Source organism: Pseudoalteromonas arctica A 37-1-2, from assembly GCF_000238395.3.
Taxonomy (GTDB): domain Bacteria; phylum Pseudomonadota; class Gammaproteobacteria; order Enterobacterales; family Alteromonadaceae; genus Pseudoalteromonas; species Pseudoalteromonas arctica.
Window position 1 is genome coordinate 3,084,622 of sequence record NZ_CP011025.1, and the last position, 16,659, is coordinate 3,101,280.

A 16,659-nucleotide genomic window follows, 5' to 3' on the forward strand; every position below is an offset into this window, starting at 1 on the left:
CAAATCAAATATAAAAAATTAAAAGGGTAGTAAACCCACTTTTATTAGCGCCTGTAAGCATATAAGCGAAAAAACGCCCGCAAGTATATCATCGGCCATAATACCTAAACCACCATGTACTCGTTTGTCTAGCATACGGATTGGGCCAGGTTTTGCTATATCAAAAAAGCGAAATAACAAAAAACCAACGAGTAATGTTTGCCAGCTAAGTGCTGCACCAATCATTGTAATGTAATAACCTGCCACTTCATCCCATACAATAGCAGGATGGTCGTGCACGCCTAAATCATCAGCCGTTTTACCACAGGCCCATATACCAAATATACTGATCACTACGGCAAACACAATTTGCAACCATAGCGGATAATACATAGTCATAAAAATGAATGGCAGTGCAGCAAAAGTGCCAAATGTACCAGGTGCTTTAGGGGCTAACCCAGTACCAAAACCCAAACCAAAAAACTGATGTGGGCGCTTTAAATTAAACTTTCGGTTTTTGTTCAAACCAGCTCCTTTGCAAAATGCTCAAAACCTTGCTGCTTAAAATCAAACTTCTCACCGTTGTGTAAAAGTTCAATTTGACCATCGCCACTTTTAATTTGGCCTATGCATGTTGCATCTACACCATATTGACGCAGTTTTATATCTAGCATACTTTTATTGCTATCAGGTACAGTAAAAATTAATTCGTAATCATCACCGTAACTTAGAATAAATGGCAACTGCTGATTAAAATCAAGGCTTGCTTGCATTGCATCTGAAGTCGGAATACTTTCAATATTCACAACTGCATTTACTTGCGACATATCAAGTATATGGCTTAAATCAGCGATTAAACCATCTGATACATCAATAGCCGATGATGCAAGGCCTCGTAATACCTGTCCTGCAGCAACACGCGGTGTTGGAAAGTCAAAGCGCTTATTTAAGTACTTTAAATGCTCTGGCTCAATACTTATACCTTGTTTGCGAGACTCAATTGCAAGTCCAGCGTCACCTAGCGGACCTGTAACATAAATCCAATCACCCACTTTCGCACCACTACGGCGAAGTGCAGTACCTTCTGGTACAGTCCCTTTTGCACAAATAGTGATAGTTAATGGGCCTTGCGTGGTATCGCCACCTATAATTTGCACATTAAAGTATTCTGCAATTTCATGCATGCCTTCAGTAAACTCTTCAATCCACTGTGGGTCAATACTTGGCAAGGTTAACGCAACTGAAACCCATGTTGGCTCAGCGCCCATTGCCGCTAAGTCACTTAAATTAACAGCAAGCGCTCTGTGACCTAATGCACGAGGGGAAATATCATCAAAAAAGTGTACGCCAGCAACAAGAGTATCTGTTGTAACGGCAAGTTGGCAGTTTTGTGGAACGGTTACTAAAGCGCAATCATCCCCTATACCTAGGTTTACATCACGACGGGTGATCCCGCGACCTTTAAAGTAGCGGTTAATTAATTCAAATTCCTTCATACACAAAAAAGCCGGCCTATGCCGGCTCCCCTCTTTAACGGTTTACTTACTTGCGTAAATGCTTAACAGCTTTATCAAGTACACCGTTTACAAATTTATGGCTGTCTTCAGCGCCAAATATTTTGGCCAGCTCAATACCTTCGTTGATAGCAACTTTATAAGGTACATCTTCACGGAACTTAAGCTCATAGCTGCTTAAACGTAAAATTGCGCGCTCAACCATATCTAAGTCATTAAACGGACGTGTTAAATGTGGTGATACAGCTTCGTCTAGTTGCTTATAATTTACAGCAACACCCGTCGCTAAATCTTTAAAGTATTCAACATCAATTTTAGTAACGTCTGTTTCGATCAACATTTGTTGTTCGATATCGGCAATTAAATTGCCACTTATTTGCCAAGAATAAACGGCTTGGAGTGCTAAGATACGTGCTTTACGTCTTGCTGCTGGTTTCACAAAAATTCCTTAAACTTAAATTTTATCTAACACATTAACCATTTCAAGCGCGCCTAAAGCAGCTTCGCCGCCTTTATTGCCCATTTTGGTGCCAGCACGCTCAATTGCTTGTTCAATGCTTTCTGTGGTTAATACGCCAAATGCAACCGGGATATCATACTCAAGTGATACTTGCGCAAGACCTTTGTTTGATTCGCCAGCAACTAGGTCAAAGTGTGGTGTACCACCTCTGATCACTACGCCTAATGCGATGATTGCATCATACTCTTTTTTTGCCGCAACGCGTTTAGCCGCTAAAGGTAATTCTACCGCGCCTGGTACATAAATAACGGTAATGTCGTCATCAGATACGCCACCAGTGCGTTTTAGCTCATCAACAGCACCTGCAAGGAGGCTGCTACCGATAAAGTCATTAAAACGAGAAATGACAATGGCAAACTTTTTGCCAGGAGCGTACTTACTACCTTCAATAATTTTCATTTGATAACCCTAAAAATAAGTTCAAGCGGTTGCGATTGCGCAAAAATTGCTGCGCATCATACCATAAAAATAAAATAATAGCCTAGTTTAAGCGTGATGCTTATTGTGGCTCAACATAATCAACAACTTCTAAATGAAAGCCCGAAAGTGCATGGTACTTTTTAGGGCGACTCATTAATCGCATTTGTTTAATTCCAAGATCTGCAAGTATTTGCGAGCCTACGCCAACAGTACGAGAGGTACCTTTGAATTTACGAGGCGTAACGCTTTCGCCAGCATCAGCTGCTGCGAATGCTTTTACAGTTGCCTCTAATTCTTCAGTGCTTTCTTGCTTACCTAAAATAACTAAAGCACCTTCATTTTTAGCGATATAAGCCATTGCTTCTGAAAGGCCCCAACTACGGTCAGCACTTCTATCTGAAAGTAGGATATCGTTAAAGGTACTTTGCAAATGTACACGTACATTTGTCGGTTCTTGCTCTTTTATATCGCCTTTAAGCAATACGTAATGTAATTGGCCGTCAATTGTGTCTTTGTAAGTAACTAAATCAAATTCACCGTGAATAGTTGGTAACTTACATTTTGCAACTTGCTCAATTGTTGTTTCATTTAAGTTACGGTATTCGATTAAATCAGCAATAGTACCAATTTTAATATCATGCTCTTTCGCAAAAACTTCTAAATCAGGGCGACGCGCCATGGTGCCATCGGCATTAAGTATTTCAACAATAACAGATGATGCTTCAAGCCCAGCTAAACGCGCTAAATCACAGCCAGCTTCAGTATGTCCTGCGCGAGTTAATACGCCGCCAGGTTGTGCCATAATTGGAAAAATATGACCAGGCTGCACGATATCACTTGGTACTGCGCCTTTCGCTATAGCCGCTTGCACTGTACGCGCTCTATCTGCTGCTGAAATACCTGTAGTAACACCCTTTGATGCTTCTATCGACATTGTAAAGTTAGTCGAAAATGCAGCACCATTATTTTTAACCATTAAAGGTAAATCAAGTTGCTCACAACGCTCTTGCGTCATAGTTAAACAAATTAAACCACGGCCATGAGTCGCCATAAAATTAATAGCTTGTGCACTAATATGCTCTGCGGCAATAATTAAATCGCCTTCATTCTCTCTATCTTCATCATCCATTAAAATAACCATTTTACCGGCTTTAATATCGTCGATGATTTCTTGTGCGCTGTGTAAATTCATAAATTTGCTCGTATAAGTTATCAGTTTCGTTATTTAATAAAACCCGCTTTAGCGAGTAAGCTCATCGAAATATCAGAGCCTGTTGGTTGCTCTGCACCTTTTATAAGGCGCTCTAAATAACGTGCAATTTGATCGACTTCTAAATTAACTTGAGTGCCTACTTTAAAGTGAGCAATTGTGGTTTGCTCACTCGTATGTGGGACAATTGTTAATTTGAATTTATTACCTTCTACAGCGTTTACTGTCAGGCTTATACCATCAATACATACCGAACCTTTGTACGGGATGTATTTCATTAAATTTTCTTCGGTTGTAAGCCAATACTCTGTTGCTCGAGCGTTTGCTGTAATGCTTGTAATAGTTGCTATGCCATCAACATGGCCAGATACTAAATGACCACCTAAACGTGAAACCGGCTGCATAGCTTTTTCAAGGTTGACTGTTTGACCCAAAACATAATGAGCAAAACCGGTTAAACCAATCGTCTCGTTAGATAAATCAGCACTAAAACCGTCAATATGTTTATCAACTACGGTTAAGCAAACGCCATTGGTTGCAATGCTGTCGCCTAGCTTTACGTCTTCCATATCAAGGTCAGCACTTTGGATACGAATGGCTAAGTCGCCTTGTTTTTTTTGTAATAAAGCAATTTTGCCTGTGGCTTCTATTATCCCAGTAAACATAGCGCTACTCTTTTTATTAAGTGATTTTAATGAGTTTTTAACGCGGTGATACGTAAATCGTCACCAATGCGCGCACATTCATTAAATGTTAAATCAACGGTGTTTTGCATACTCGTCAATTCAGGAAAATTAACTAAACTTTTTGCATCATGGCCCATTAATTTAGGCGCCAAATAAAAAACAAACTCGTCAACTAAATCAAGCTCTGTCATTTTACCAGCAAGTGTTGCTCCGCTCTCAAGCCAAACATTATTAAACTGCAGTTGCCCAAGCTTTTCTAAAACAGCCTGTAAATCAACTTTGCCGTTACTTTCACTTACTTCAATATGCTTTACAAAATGCGGCCATTGCAGTGATTTATCAACCTTAGTCGTAAATATTATTACATCACCTTGGATTTTAAATAAAGCAAGGTTGGGCGTTAAACGATTCTGTGAATCAATTATAACACGCACGGGCTGGCGAAGCGGTAAATCGGTAGGTAGCGTGCAAGGCAACTCGCTTAGTCGCACATTAAGTTTAGCATCGTCTACTAACACGGTATCGGCACCGGTTAAAATAGCGCAGCTTTGCGCTCGGTATAATTGTACGTCTTGGCGAGCAGCGGGACTTGTGATCCACTTACTTTGCCCATTTTTAAGCGCTGTTTTACCATCTATGCTTGCTGCCATTTTACAGGTCACATAAGGTAAGCCTTGTTCCATTCGCTTAAAAAAGCCAACGTTAAGTGCGCGAGCTTGTGATTCAAGTAATCCATAAGCAACTTCAATACCGGCATCGCTCAGTATTTTAAGGCCTTTGCCTGCAACTTGTGGGTTTGTATCAACCATAGCGGCAATTACTTTTACAACGCCCGCCTTTTTTAAGCCTTCAGCACACGGTGGCGTACGCCCATAATGACTACACGGTTCAAGCGTTACATAAGCCGTTGCACCTTGTGCACTATTACCAGCTATTGCCAGTGCATTTACTTCAGCATGGCCTTGACCTGCTAATTGATGAAAACCCTCACCAATTATTTGATTATTTTTAACTAATACACAGCCAACATTAGGGTTAGGCGTGGTAGTAAACCGGCCTTTTTTGGCAAGTTCTATGGCGCGTGCCATATACATTTCATCATGTTCTGTAAAAGGAACTTGGTTAAGCATTTATTATACCAATTGCGTTAAATAAGTGGTCTATTATAGCGCTAAGAAAATAGCGCAATAACAAGGCGAAAATTATGACATATAGTTGTTCTATATGAATAATTTTTAACGCAGTGAGTGCGCTATTTAATGCGATAGAATGATCATGTTTTTAATAAAATTGGTATTACTCCCCTAAGCGGGCAATTTCTTCGCCAAATTCGCGTATATCTTCAAACGAGCGATAAACAGAGGCAAATCTTACGTACGCTACTTTATCGAGCTTTTTGAGGGCTTCCATAATGCATTCACCCACCAAATGGCTTGAAATTTCTCGCTCACCCGTTGCGCGTAGTTGCGATTTTATTATATTCACTACTTCGTCTACTTGCTCTGTGCTCACTGGGCGTTTTTCGAGTGCGCGATTTAAGCCATTTAATAATTTATCTTCGTTAAATGGTTCGCGGCTGCCGTCTTGTTTAATAACACGAGGCATAACCAGTTCAGCGCCTTCAAATGTAGTAAAGCGCTCGTGGCAGTCGTTACACTCACGACGCCTGCGAACTTGATGGCCTCCGCCAACAAGGCGTGAGTCAATAACTTTAGTATCTTTTGCGGTACAAAATGGACAATGCATAGCTCGGTACTTCCGTTTTAAAACAAAAAAGACCGCTAAATAGCGGTCTTTTATCTTAGCAAAAAAATAGGGCCTGTTGACCTTTCAGGATTAAATTTGTTCTATCTAGGGGTGATTTAATCGCGGCTCGAGATTTGTAACCTAGTGGGCTAAGTAAAAATCGAGCAACAAAGAGTAAATCGCCCCTAGAACGAACCCGAGGGCAGTGCATGTTTGGCATTTATGCTGCGTTATCGCCTATTTGTGTGGAGTAACCACACTACATAGACTCTGCCTTGCTTAAAAGCCAAACATACTACTGCAAATTAAACCTCGAAAGATAAACAGGCCCCTAGCTTATGTGCTCTAAATTACTGCCGCTTATGCAATTAAGCGTAAACAGGTAATTTTGCACAAATTGCTTTTACTTTTTCTTTAACTTGCACCTGTACAGATTCATCAGTGATGTTATCTAGTACGTCACAAATCCAGCCAGCAAGCTCTTTTGATTCTTCTTCTTTAAAACCACGACGAGTAATTGCAGGAGAACCAATACGCAAACCAGATGTTACAAATGGTGAGCGTGGATCGTTCGGTACTGAATTTTTATTTACTGTGATGTTAGCGTTGCCTAGGGCTGCGTCTGCATCTTTACCAGTGATATCTTTATCGATTAAATCAAGTAAAAATAAGTGGTTTTCAGTTTTGTCAGATACGATTTTGTAGCCGCGCTCTTGCATTACAGCAACCATTGCCTTTGCGTTTTTAACAACTTGTGTTTGGTATACTTTAAACTCTGGTTGAAGTGCTTCTTTAAATGCCACTGCTTTTGCTGCAATAACATGACATAAAGGACCGCCTTGGCCACCAGGGAAAACAGCGCTGTTAAGCTTTTTGTAGATTGCTTCGTCGCCACATGCAGAAATAATCAAACCACCACGAGGGCCTGCAAGTGTTTTATGCGTAGTTGTAGTTACAACGTGTGCATGAGGAACAGGGCTTGGGTAAACGCCTGCCGCAATTAAACCCGCAACGTGAGCCATATCAACAAACAGATAAGCACCGATTTTGTCAGCAATTTCACGGAATTTAGCCCAATCAACAATACCAGAGTACGCTGAGAAACCACCAATAATCATTTTTGGCTTGTGCTCAAGTGCTAGTGCTTCAACTTGTGCGTAATCAATTTCGCCCGTTGCTTCATCTAGTCCGTATTGGATTGCATTGTAAAGCTTACCAGAGAAGCTTACGTGAGAACCGTGAGTTAAGTGACCACCATGAGCTAAGCTCATACCTAATACAGTATCGCCAGCGTCTAATAATGCTAGAAAAACAGCAGCATTAGCTTGCGAACCAGCATGTGGCTGCACGTTAGCGTAGTCAGAACCAAATAATTCGTTAGCACGGTCAATTGCTAATTGCTCAACAACATCTACATGCTCACAACCGCCATAATAACGTTTGCCTGGGTAACCTTCTGCGTATTTGTTTGTAAGCTGTGAACCCTGCGCTTCTAGTACGCGTGGGCTACAGTAGTTTTCTGAAGCGATTAGTTCGATATGCTCTTCTTGGCGAGCAGTTTCTTTGGTTATCGCGTCAAATAACTCTGGATCAAAATCCGAAATATTCATGCTACGTTCTAACATTGGGGTCTCCTAGGGCAACGTGTATGGTGTTTTTTAGAGGCTTTATTGTACGCTTTAAACGACTCTTTGCCTACGCTCTTAAGTTGAGGATATTTAAACAGGGATTGAAACTATTTCACAGCTCTTTTAAGATGATATTTTTTTATAAAGCCATAATAATTTTAAATGAATTATATTTACTACATTTAATTAGTAAATATAACTAAGTGTATTCATCCGTATAAAGTTATAAAAAAAGCGGCTCAAGCCGCTTTTCCTTTTAATTTAACTTAGCCTAATTTAGCGAGCATTTCGGTACGTAACTCGTCGTAATCGGCGTTCATATCGCTTGCTAGGCATGGTTTTGCTAGTGCATCAGCAAGTGGTTTTGGCATACCTAATTCAATATTTAGAATACCCTCTACGCTTTCTTTAAACTTAGCAGGATGAGCTGTCGCTAAAAAGATACCCGCTGTACCAGGTGCACGATTTTCAACAAGACCTTGGTAAGCAATAGCAGTATGAGGCTCTGCAACATAGCCCGTTTGTTGAATTTTTTTCATCACGGCTTGCGTGTCTTGCTCGTTTACGCTTGTTGAATAAAAATTATCGTAGCTAAACCAGTTATTATCTAACATTGTTTGTACACGCGGCCAATTGTTTGGCTTACTTACATCCATCGCATTTGAAAGCGACTCAAGCGTTGCGTTTGGCGTCCAGTTTTTATCAAGCATAAAGCGCGGCACAGTATCATTTTGATTTGTTGTTGCGCTTAATTTACCTACAGGTAAACCAATAACCGCACCAATCATTGCGGCGCACACATTACCAAAGTTACCACTAGGTACTGATATATGTGCTGTTGCGCGTTTTTCTTTTGGTAGCAGTGCAATCGCTTCAAAGTAGTAACAAACCTGAGCAACTAAACGGCTAATATTAATTGAATTAGCTGAGTTAAGCCCAAGTGTTGATTTAACTTCTTCATCTAAAAAGGCATTTTTAACTAGCTCTTGGCAATCATCAAAGCTGCCCTCGACTGCATAACAATGAATATTGTTACCTAGCGTAGTAAATAGCTTTTGCTGAGCAAGTGAAATTTTGCCTTTAGGGTATAAAATAACAACATCGATATTTGGTTTATTGTAAAAAGCATGCGCAACGGCTGCACCGGTATCGCCCGATGTTGCTGTTAAAATAGTTACTTTCTCGTCTTTGTTAAACTGCGTTAAACACTCTGCCATAAAGCGACCACCAAAGTCTTTAAACGCAAGTGTAGGACCATGAAACAGCTCTAAACAGTATGTGTTCTCTTCAATTTCCACCAGCTTAACTGGAAAGTTAAATGCATTTTTAACCATTTTTGCCACAGTATCGCTTGGTAGCTCATCACCAATTAGGTGCGATAATATTTTGCCGCTGCGCGTAACAAAGTCCATATCAAGCAATGCATCAACATCGGACAGTGGGGCCAGTGATTCTGGGAAAAATACACCTTGGTTACGACCCAAACCTGTTTTTACGGCTTCAACGAACGACACTTTTTGTGAGCTATCTTTTAAATTATGTAATTGCATGACTACCTATCCTATAAAACTGTTAATTGACGCGTGCCGTCGTTATCTAATTTACAAATGTGGCAAAAGCCTTGCTCGTTAATGTAATTGGTTTCTAACCACTGCGCGCATTGCTGTGCAGCTTCAAGTGTTTTACATACGCTAAACAAGGTGGGTCCGGCGCCCGAAATACTGACTATTTCAGCGCCCAGCGCTGGCAAGCTTGCTTTGGCTTCACTAAAGCCTTTTATAAGCGGTGCGCGGTAATGTTCTGCTATTTCATCTTTCATTATGCTTAGCGCATCGTCAAAACGGCTAGTTAACAGTAAGCTACTAAATGCCGACAAACGCTGAGCAAACTCAACACTTGCATGCATGCTCAACTCTTTTGGTAAAACAGAACGCGCTTTTGCTGTATTTAGCGAAAAACCAGGAAATGCAGCTACGTAATACCAGTTTTCATCAACCGGCAGTGCAATCGATTTATCAGGAATTAAATCACCCGTTAGCTGCAAACCACCTAAATAACATGGCGTAATGTTGTCGTAATGGCGACCACCGCTTACCACAGCTTCAAAGTCAGCCATAAGCTCAATTAGCTCAACCTGGCTTAAATTAGTTTGTGCAAACTTATCAAGGGCAGCAAAGGTAGCCACTACCGAACACGCACTAGAGCCAAGCCCTGAGCCAATTGGTAAGTTCTTTTTAAGCTCGAGCTTTACGCTTGGCATAGTAGGCGCAACATGCGCTCTAAAATGCACTAAACACTGGTACGCTAAATTTTCATTAGCATCACTGGGTAACTTGTGAGCGTACTCGCCTGTGCAAATAAATTCGTCGCTTGGTGCTGCGCTTACAACGGCTACATCGCCTAATAAACTGCCATCAATTGGCGCAAGCGCTGCGCCAAGTGCATCAAAACCCACTGCAAAATTACCAATAGACGCCGGAGCATATACTTCAATCATAACGAGCTCCTAGCGCGATAACGTTTTTAAAATATCAGCAAATACACCCGCGGCTGTTACTTCCGAGCCGGCGCCATAACCACGAATTACAAACGGACGTGGCTGGTAGTATTGGCTTAAAATAGCCAGTGCGTTTTCACCATCACGAATGACACTAAGCGCATGCTTTGCATCTACCGCTTCAATACCTACTTTACAGTGGCCTTCTTTAATTGTGCCTACATAGCGAAGTACCCTACCCTCGCTCGCAGCGCTTTTGATACGGTCGTTAAAATCAGCATCTAAGCTTGGTAGTTTTGCCATAAACTCATCAACGCTATCACCTTGTGCAAAACCTGGTGGTAATACTGACTCAACTTCAATATCGCTTAGCTCTAATTTCATACCGGCTTCGCGAGCGATGATCAATAACTTACGTGCTACATCGGTACCCGATAAATCATCACGAGGATCTGGCTCAGTAAAGCCACTTTCTTTGGCTTTAATAGTTGCCTCAGAAAGTGATAAACCATCTTGAAGTGCGCCAAACATATACGAAAGTGAACCTGATAAGATACCGCTAAACTCTAATAACTCATCACCGGCACCAAATAATGACTGTAAGTTGTCGATTACTGGTAAGCCTGCACCAACGTTTGTTTCGTATAAAAATTTACGATTATTCTTTTGTGTTGCTGCAATTAAATCTTGGTAATACGTGTATGAACTTGTTGTTGCTTTTTTATTGGCAGCTACTACATGAAAACCTGCATTTAAAAAGTCTACGTATTGCGCAGCAAGTGCATCAGACGACGTACAATCAACAAGCACTGGATTTACCAAATGATTTTGCTTAACAAACTGCTCTACTAGTTTTAAATCAAACGCCTGCTCAGATGAGGCCAATTTTTGCTGCCAGTCGCCAAAAGCAATACCTTCACTATCTAGGTGTAATTGACGAGAATTAGCAACACCATACAAGTTAAGTTTAATATTACGTTTTTCAAGCCACGCTTGCTGGCGCTCAAGCTGATTAATAAGCTCTTGCCCAACTAAGCCACAACCGAGTAAAAACACATCAATTGACGGCACATGTGTGAAAAAGTTTTCATGACATATTTTAACCGCGTCGTTACATAACTCACCATCAATCACGGCTGAAATAGCACTTTCTGTAGAATCCTGTGCTATTGCAACAATGTTTACTTGAGCTTGTGCAAGCGATGCAAAAAACTTAGCCGCTAAGCCACGGTGCGCGCGCATGTTGTCGCCCACTAAAGTAACAATGGCTAAATTGCGCTGCACTTGTACAGGCTCAATAAGCCCTGCTTGTAATTCAAGTTCAAATGCAGTTTGTAGCGCATCAAGTGCAAGTGCTAGGTCTGTTTCGTGTACACAAAAGCTAATGCTAAATTCGCATGATGACTGCGTGATCAATACAATTGATACGTTATCGTGAGCAAGCGCGTTAAATACCTTAGACGCCATACCTACTTTGCCTTTCATGCCTGGCCCTGAGACAGTTAGCATTGCAAGGTCTTGTAGGCTCGAAAGCGCTTTTACTGGCTCATCTGATGAATAATCGTTACCAATTAATGAGCCTTGTGCGTCTGGGTTATGCGTATTTTTAATTTCGCACGGCACGCCTGCTTTAGCACACGGTAAAATTGTTTTAGGGTGAAGTACTTTTGCACCAAAATAAGAAAGCTCCATCGCTTCTTTATAAGATAAAAAATCTACTTTAGTCGCTTTTTTAATATAACGAGGATCAGCACTGTATACACCATCAACGTCAGTCCAAATTTGGCAAATTTCAGCTTCTAAGCATGCTGCTGCAATGGCTGCTGAGTAATCTGAGCCATTACGGCCAAGCGTTGTAAGCTCACCTTTATCATTACTCGCTGTAAAACCAGGCATGATATAGATAGTTGCAGGGCTTTCTTTAAGCACAGCTTGAAAGCGAGCTTTACTTGTTACTAAATCAGCCTCTGCATCAATATAACCACCAGTTGAAGCGATACAGCTTGTTGCTTCTAAGTATCTTGCATCGTGCGAGTTCAATAAAGCCTGTATTAAAGAAACACTAACGCGCTCTCCGAAGCTAATTACAAATGCGCGAACTTGATCAGGGCAACATTGTATAAGTGATACGCCATCTAGTTTATTTTTAAGCTCGCCTAAGTTTGGCCAACTTGTAACTACTACACCACTTTTTTCAACGTCAGCTTTCAAACCTTCACAGCGGCTAACTAATGCTTGCCATTGCTGCGAAAAGTCAGAGCCTTGTTCTGCAGCACTTGCAAGTGCAACTAGCGAATCGGTCATTCCACCTGGAGCAGAAAGTACCAAAAGCATTTCATCTTTTAATTGTGCTTTAACTAGCTGAGCTACCTGTTGTAAGCATGCATAGTCGGCAAGCGAAGACCCACCAAATTTTAAAACTCGCATTGTTTATGTTCCTCATCCCATAAAACGAAAAAAGGCCTGTGTTCTAAGTGAACACAGGCCTTTAAATTTGTTGCACCGACCTATGCCACTATCCAGTAAGAATGATGGTTGTAATAATAATGGTCAGTACGCGATTAATTGTTTTCATATGTTAAGACTGCCTTAACAAAGGCTATGCTGTCAACCCTAAATTAAAAGATAAAACAGCCTTTTTTAACATGAAAAAACCTAATGAATGCCAAATTTATGCAATATTTCGTTTAAGTTAGATTTATTGATAGGTTTATCGATAAAGTCTATTGCGCCAAGTTGTGCGACTCGTTGCTTCATTTTTTCTTGTATATCGGCAGAAATAACTAAAACAAAGCACTCTATTTTTTCTGTTTTTATAGTCTCGAGTACTTGTATACCATCAACTTCGGGCATGGTGAGATCTAAGCACAATAAATCAAAGCTTTGTGCTCGTAAAAGTTCTAGAGCGTGCGCTCCATTTGTAGCTTGTTGTATTTGAGCGTCTATACATTCATTTAAACACCGCACGACTTGTTTACGGGCAACTGCAGAATCGTCACAGACTAATATCGAAAATTTCATCATGTTTACTACTACACAACCATCAAAGTTATTAAAAGGTTATTAAAAGGTTATTAAACTAATGCCTTCCATTGCATTTTAGACACTTTAACACGCCTCAAAGCACTCAGCGCATTAATAATTTAATACAATGATAAATATAGAATAAATCCGTTTAAGATATAATTAACCAAAGCAAATACTAATTAAGCCTACAATACATAACAGATAACGAATTTATTAATTTATACCTTGGTTTAAATACTTTGATACTACACGCTCACTTTTTGGATTTATCTTATTAAATTTTAACTTTTTTATTTATTTTTAGAGGTTTATTGACTAACTTTTAAATTACTATCGTAACGTTACAAAAATAATAAAGGATGAACAAGTCACTCATGTTACAAAAAAGTCTTTCTAAGAAGCTACTGACTAGCGTTTTATCCGTCTATTTTTTGCTTACCTTTGTAGTGACCTGTGGACAAGTGCTTGCTGAATACGTCAATACTAAAGACTATATCCGCGATGAACTTAGTACCTTACAAAAAACCTTTAGTCGCAGCTTAACACGTGCAATTTGGGAGCTTAATACCAAGCAAACAATTACAACAGCAGAAGGTTTACTCGCCATTCCCATGATTGAAGGGATTATTGTTCGAGACGACAGCGGCGAAATTATTTCACAGCTAGGGCGCTCTCTTGATATACACAAGCTATATAATCAACAGTTAGTACAAGAAGAGGTTATTTTAGAAGACGCAAAATCGGGTTTATTTGGTTATACCTTTCCGCTTATTTTTGAATTTTCAGGCCGTGCTACTCAAGTTGGTGACGTTACCTTATTCTCAAGTCGAGAAGTTGTTTTTAGCCGCATTATGGTATCAATCTACTTTTTGATTGGTAATGCGATGATTAAAACCACCTTTTTGATCATCTTATTTTTAATGGCATTTAGAAAGCTTCTTACAGACCCTTTAGCAGAACTCACTGAGCAACTAGAAAATTTAGAACTAGACGAGCTAGAAGGTCAACATATAGAAATAGAAACAGAAGAACATAATGAACTAAAAGTGATGGAGCAGTCATTTAACAAACTAATAGATAAAGTGGTTCAGTATAGAAAAGAGCTTGAACACACCCAAAAAGAACTCATTATAAGTAACGAAAAGCTTGATCAACACAACATACAACTTGAACAAGACGTAGCCCGTAAAACATCCAACTTAAGCCAAGCAATGATGGATTTACAGCAGCAAAAATACGAACTCGAAAAGCAAAAAATTGTCCTCACCGAAGAAGTAGACTTACGCCGCAGCACAGAGCAAGAGTTAATTACAAAGCAAACTGAATCTCAGCGCTATATAGAAGAGTTAAGCCTTGCACAGGAACGTTTATTAGGCACAGAAAAAATGGCTGCGCTAGGCGGACTTGTGGCAGGTATTACACACGATATAAATACCCCTATTGGGATAGGTGTAACGGCAATATCATTTTTACAAGAACGCTTAAATAAACTCGAAAATGCTTATACCGAAAAAACACTTTCGCCAAAAGCACTAGAAGAATTCATTAACGAAGCAAAGCAAAGCACAAGCTTACTAACCACTAACTTAGATAGAGCTTCGGAGCTTATAGCTAGCTTTAAACAAATAGCGGTCGATCAAGCCAGTGAAGCAGTAAGAACCATTAACTTTAAAGATTACACTAACGAAGTAATACGCTCACTGCACCCAAAACTAAAAAAGACATCCCATACTATAAAATTAGAATGTCCTGATGATTTAGTTTTAAATCTACCTGCAGGGGCTATAAGCCAAATTTTTACTAACCTAATTATGAACTCACTTATCCATGGCTTTGAAGGTAAAAGCAACGGTGTAATGGATATTAAAATAAGCGCTGATGACACTAACTTAACTATTGATTACAAAGATGACGGTAACGGTGTTACCAACGAGCAATTAAAAAAATTATTTGACCCATTTTTTACTACCAAACGCGATGAAGGCGGTAGCGGATTAGGCACCCATATAATGCTTAATTTGGTCAAGCAAACCCTTAGTGGCTCTATTGATGCAACGAGTGAACCGGGCAAAGGTCTGCGTTACTATATTCAATTTCCGAAGAACATGGCTAAGCCACTGCCTATTTTTGATAAATATGAATAAATAAAAGTATATGCATTAAATTATTAGTAACAAATCAGTCATTTCGAGATGCTGTTTTTATTGCTATGATTGTACAAATTTTTCAAATGGATCAATTCCCCTATGTGGTTTAGTAACCTTATTTGTTACCGCTTTAAGCAAGACGTTTCATATACTCAAGAAGACTTTGATAAAGCATTAGAGCAAGATTTATTTCGCCCATGTACTGGTCAAGAGCTTGCAACATTTGGTTGGACAAAAGCGTTTGGAAAACATGGCGATACGCTATCGCATTTTTCTCAAAAAAGTATTCTAGTTTGCGCTAAACGCGAAGAAAAAGTACTCCCTGCTTCTGTTATTAATGAACTAGTTGCTGAGAAAGTTGATCTGATAGAAGCTGAAGAAAACCGCCCAGTTAAAAAGAAAGAAAAAGACGAATTAAAAGAAAACATTCTTCATACTCTTCTACCTCAAGCATTTAAAAAGTCGAGCTTACAATTTGCCTTTATTGACCAAGAAAACGGTTGGGTTGTTGTAAATAGTGGCAGCTTTAATAAAGCAGAAGAGCTACTAGCACTACTTCGTAAATCGTTGGGAACGCTTCCGGTTGTACCTGCGTTTGCTAACTACGACCTAGATGTATTTTTAACTGATTGGTTAACTAACTTTAGTACACCAGAAGGTTTTGCTATTGGCTCAGACGCTGAACTTGAAGAAGCAGACGACAGCGGCGCACAAGTAAAGCTTAAAGGTCATGATCTATCGTGTGATGAAGTTAAATCGCATTTAGAAAGTGGTAAACGCGTAACTAAACTTGCACTTGATTGGCAAGAGCGTCTTAAGTTTATGCTGCAAAACGATGGCTCTATCAAACGTTTAAGCTACTCTGAAACTCTAAAAGAAGAAAACGCAGATATTCCTAAAGAAGATATGGCTTTAAAACTTGATGCTGACTTTATTTTAGCTTCTGAAGAAATAAAGCAATTACTTGAAGAGCTAACTGCAGGTTTAGGTGACGTTGAAGATTTAGAAAAAGCGTAAATACCATAGTGCCTACCTGCATAAATATTTAAGCAATTTAATGAATTAAATAACATATGTAAGTAGGTTGGTATAACAGATAAAAATCCGATAGCAGTTTACTGCTATCGGATTTTTTTATGAAATTTAGAAGCACTTATTTATATCTAAACCGCGAACAGTATTTAGCTAACGATCGACGTATTAAAACCTAAGGTAATCATCTTTTAAGTAGGAGAATACAGCATGGTTCAGAGGTAAGTTATGTAGAGTGATATGAGATTATCTA

Annotated in this window: 15 protein-coding genes; 2 read left to right on the forward strand and 13 right to left on the reverse strand. The window is 39.7% G+C overall.

Going from position 1 to position 16,659, the window contains the following annotated elements:
• Positions 1-18: 18 nt before the first annotated feature.
• From PARC_RS13935 to PARC_RS13995, 13 genes are all read right to left on the reverse strand, one after another.
• A complete protein-coding gene (locus PARC_RS13935; RefSeq protein ID WP_007587120.1) occupies positions 19-504 on the reverse strand; it encodes a phosphatidylglycerophosphatase A family protein in 486 nt (161 codons plus the stop codon).
• Positions 501-1,475, reverse strand: coding sequence for a thiamine-phosphate kinase (thiL, locus tag PARC_RS13940; protein WP_007587128.1), 975 nt, complete (start codon positions 1,473-1,475; stop codon positions 501-503). The genes PARC_RS13935 and thiL overlap by 4 nt, the downstream gene beginning before the upstream one ends.
• A gap of 46 nt (positions 1,476-1,521) precedes the next feature.
• Entirely contained in the window at positions 1,522-1,932 is a 411-nt protein-coding gene (gene nusB / locus PARC_RS13945; RefSeq protein ID WP_007587129.1) for a transcription antitermination factor NusB, read from the reverse strand.
• Positions 1,933-1,947: 15 nt separating this feature from the next.
• Complete coding sequence (ribH, locus tag PARC_RS13950; RefSeq protein WP_007587130.1) at positions 1,948-2,412, reverse strand: 6,7-dimethyl-8-ribityllumazine synthase; 465 nt, start codon at positions 2,410-2,412, stop codon at positions 1,948-1,950.
• A gap of 100 nt (positions 2,413-2,512) precedes the next feature.
• Entirely contained in the window at positions 2,513-3,625 is a 1,113-nt protein-coding gene (ribBA, locus tag PARC_RS13955) for a bifunctional 3,4-dihydroxy-2-butanone-4-phosphate synthase/GTP cyclohydrolase II (protein ID WP_010554580.1), read from the reverse strand.
• A 29-nt stretch (positions 3,626-3,654) separates the two neighbouring features.
• Complete coding sequence (locus PARC_RS13960) at positions 3,655-4,308, reverse strand: riboflavin synthase (protein ID WP_010554581.1); 654 nt, start codon at positions 4,306-4,308, stop codon at positions 3,655-3,657.
• A gap of 26 nt (positions 4,309-4,334) precedes the next feature.
• Positions 4,335-5,459, reverse strand: coding sequence for a bifunctional diaminohydroxyphosphoribosylaminopyrimidine deaminase/5-amino-6-(5-phosphoribosylamino)uracil reductase RibD (gene ribD / locus PARC_RS13965; protein WP_010554582.1), 1,125 nt, complete (start codon positions 5,457-5,459; stop codon positions 4,335-4,337).
• Positions 5,460-5,625: 166 nt separating this feature from the next.
• A complete protein-coding gene (gene nrdR, locus PARC_RS13970; RefSeq protein WP_002961761.1) occupies positions 5,626-6,075 on the reverse strand; it encodes a transcriptional regulator NrdR in 450 nt (149 codons plus the stop codon).
• Between the two features lie 368 nt (positions 6,076-6,443).
• Entirely contained in the window at positions 6,444-7,700 is a 1,257-nt protein-coding gene (gene glyA, locus PARC_RS13975) for a serine hydroxymethyltransferase (protein ID WP_010554583.1), read from the reverse strand.
• Between the two features lie 269 nt (positions 7,701-7,969).
• The gene (gene thrC, locus PARC_RS13980; protein WP_010554585.1) at positions 7,970-9,253 is read right to left on the reverse strand and encodes a threonine synthase; all 1,284 of its coding nucleotides are present in this window, start codon (positions 9,251-9,253) and stop codon (positions 7,970-7,972) included.
• An 11-nt stretch (positions 9,254-9,264) separates the two neighbouring features.
• On the reverse strand, positions 9,265-10,200 hold the full coding sequence (thrB, locus tag PARC_RS13985; protein WP_010554586.1) for a homoserine kinase: 936 nt from the start codon (positions 10,198-10,200) through the stop codon (positions 9,265-9,267).
• Positions 10,201-10,209: 9 nt separating this feature from the next.
• Positions 10,210-12,627, reverse strand: a complete 2,418-nt coding sequence (gene thrA / locus PARC_RS13990; protein ID WP_010554587.1) for a bifunctional aspartate kinase/homoserine dehydrogenase I — start codon at positions 12,625-12,627, stop codon at positions 10,210-10,212.
• A gap of 228 nt (positions 12,628-12,855) precedes the next feature.
• Complete coding sequence (locus PARC_RS13995) at positions 12,856-13,224, reverse strand: response regulator (RefSeq protein WP_007587152.1); 369 nt, start codon at positions 13,222-13,224, stop codon at positions 12,856-12,858.
• 377 nt (positions 13,225-13,601) lie between these two features.
• Here PARC_RS13995 and PARC_RS14000 point away from each other — a divergent pair, with 377 nt between their 5' ends.
• Together PARC_RS14000 and rdgC are read left to right on the forward strand one after the other, a co-directional pair.
• Positions 13,602-15,371, forward strand: coding sequence for a sensor histidine kinase (locus tag PARC_RS14000; RefSeq protein ID WP_010554589.1), 1,770 nt, complete (start codon positions 13,602-13,604; stop codon positions 15,369-15,371).
• Between the two features lie 102 nt (positions 15,372-15,473).
• The gene (gene rdgC, locus PARC_RS14005) at positions 15,474-16,391 is read left to right on the forward strand and encodes a recombination-associated protein RdgC (protein ID WP_007587156.1); all 918 of its coding nucleotides are present in this window, start codon (positions 15,474-15,476) and stop codon (positions 16,389-16,391) included.
• Positions 16,392-16,659: the final 268 nt, after the last annotated feature.

Excerpts from the sequence above, each read along its gene's own strand:
- thrA (WP_010554587.1), bottom strand. The coding sequence starts at position 12,627 with ATGCGAGTTTTAAAATTTGGTGGGTCTTCGCTTGCCGACTATGCATGC.
- PARC_RS13995 (WP_007587152.1), bottom strand. The coding sequence starts at position 13,224 with ATGATGAAATTTTCGATATTAGTCTGTGACGATTCTGCAGTTGCCCGT.
- thiL (WP_007587128.1), bottom strand. The coding sequence starts at position 1,475 with ATGAAGGAATTTGAATTAATTAACCGCTACTTTAAAGGTCGCGGGATC.
- ribD (WP_010554582.1), bottom strand. The coding sequence starts at position 5,459 with ATGCTTAACCAAGTTCCTTTTACAGAACATGATGAAATGTATATGGCA.
- ribBA (WP_010554580.1), bottom strand. The coding sequence starts at position 3,625 with ATGAATTTACACAGCGCACAAGAAATCATCGACGATATTAAAGCCGGT.
- PARC_RS13960 (WP_010554581.1), bottom strand. The coding sequence starts at position 4,308 with ATGTTTACTGGGATAATAGAAGCCACAGGCAAAATTGCTTTATTACAA.
- rdgC (WP_007587156.1), top strand. The coding sequence starts at position 15,474 with ATGTGGTTTAGTAACCTTATTTGTTACCGCTTTAAGCAAGACGTTTCA.
- thrC (WP_010554585.1), bottom strand. The coding sequence starts at position 9,253 with ATGCAATTACATAATTTAAAAGATAGCTCACAAAAAGTGTCGTTCGTT.
- nrdR (WP_002961761.1), bottom strand. The coding sequence starts at position 6,075 with ATGCATTGTCCATTTTGTACCGCAAAAGATACTAAAGTTATTGACTCA.
- PARC_RS14000 (WP_010554589.1), top strand. The coding sequence starts at position 13,602 with ATGTTACAAAAAAGTCTTTCTAAGAAGCTACTGACTAGCGTTTTATCC.
- ribH (WP_007587130.1), bottom strand. The coding sequence starts at position 2,412 with ATGAAAATTATTGAAGGTAGTAAGTACGCTCCTGGCAAAAAGTTTGCC.
- glyA (WP_010554583.1), bottom strand. The coding sequence starts at position 7,700 with ATGTTAGAACGTAGCATGAATATTTCGGATTTTGATCCAGAGTTATTT.
- thrB (WP_010554586.1), bottom strand. The coding sequence starts at position 10,200 with ATGATTGAAGTATATGCTCCGGCGTCTATTGGTAATTTTGCAGTGGGT.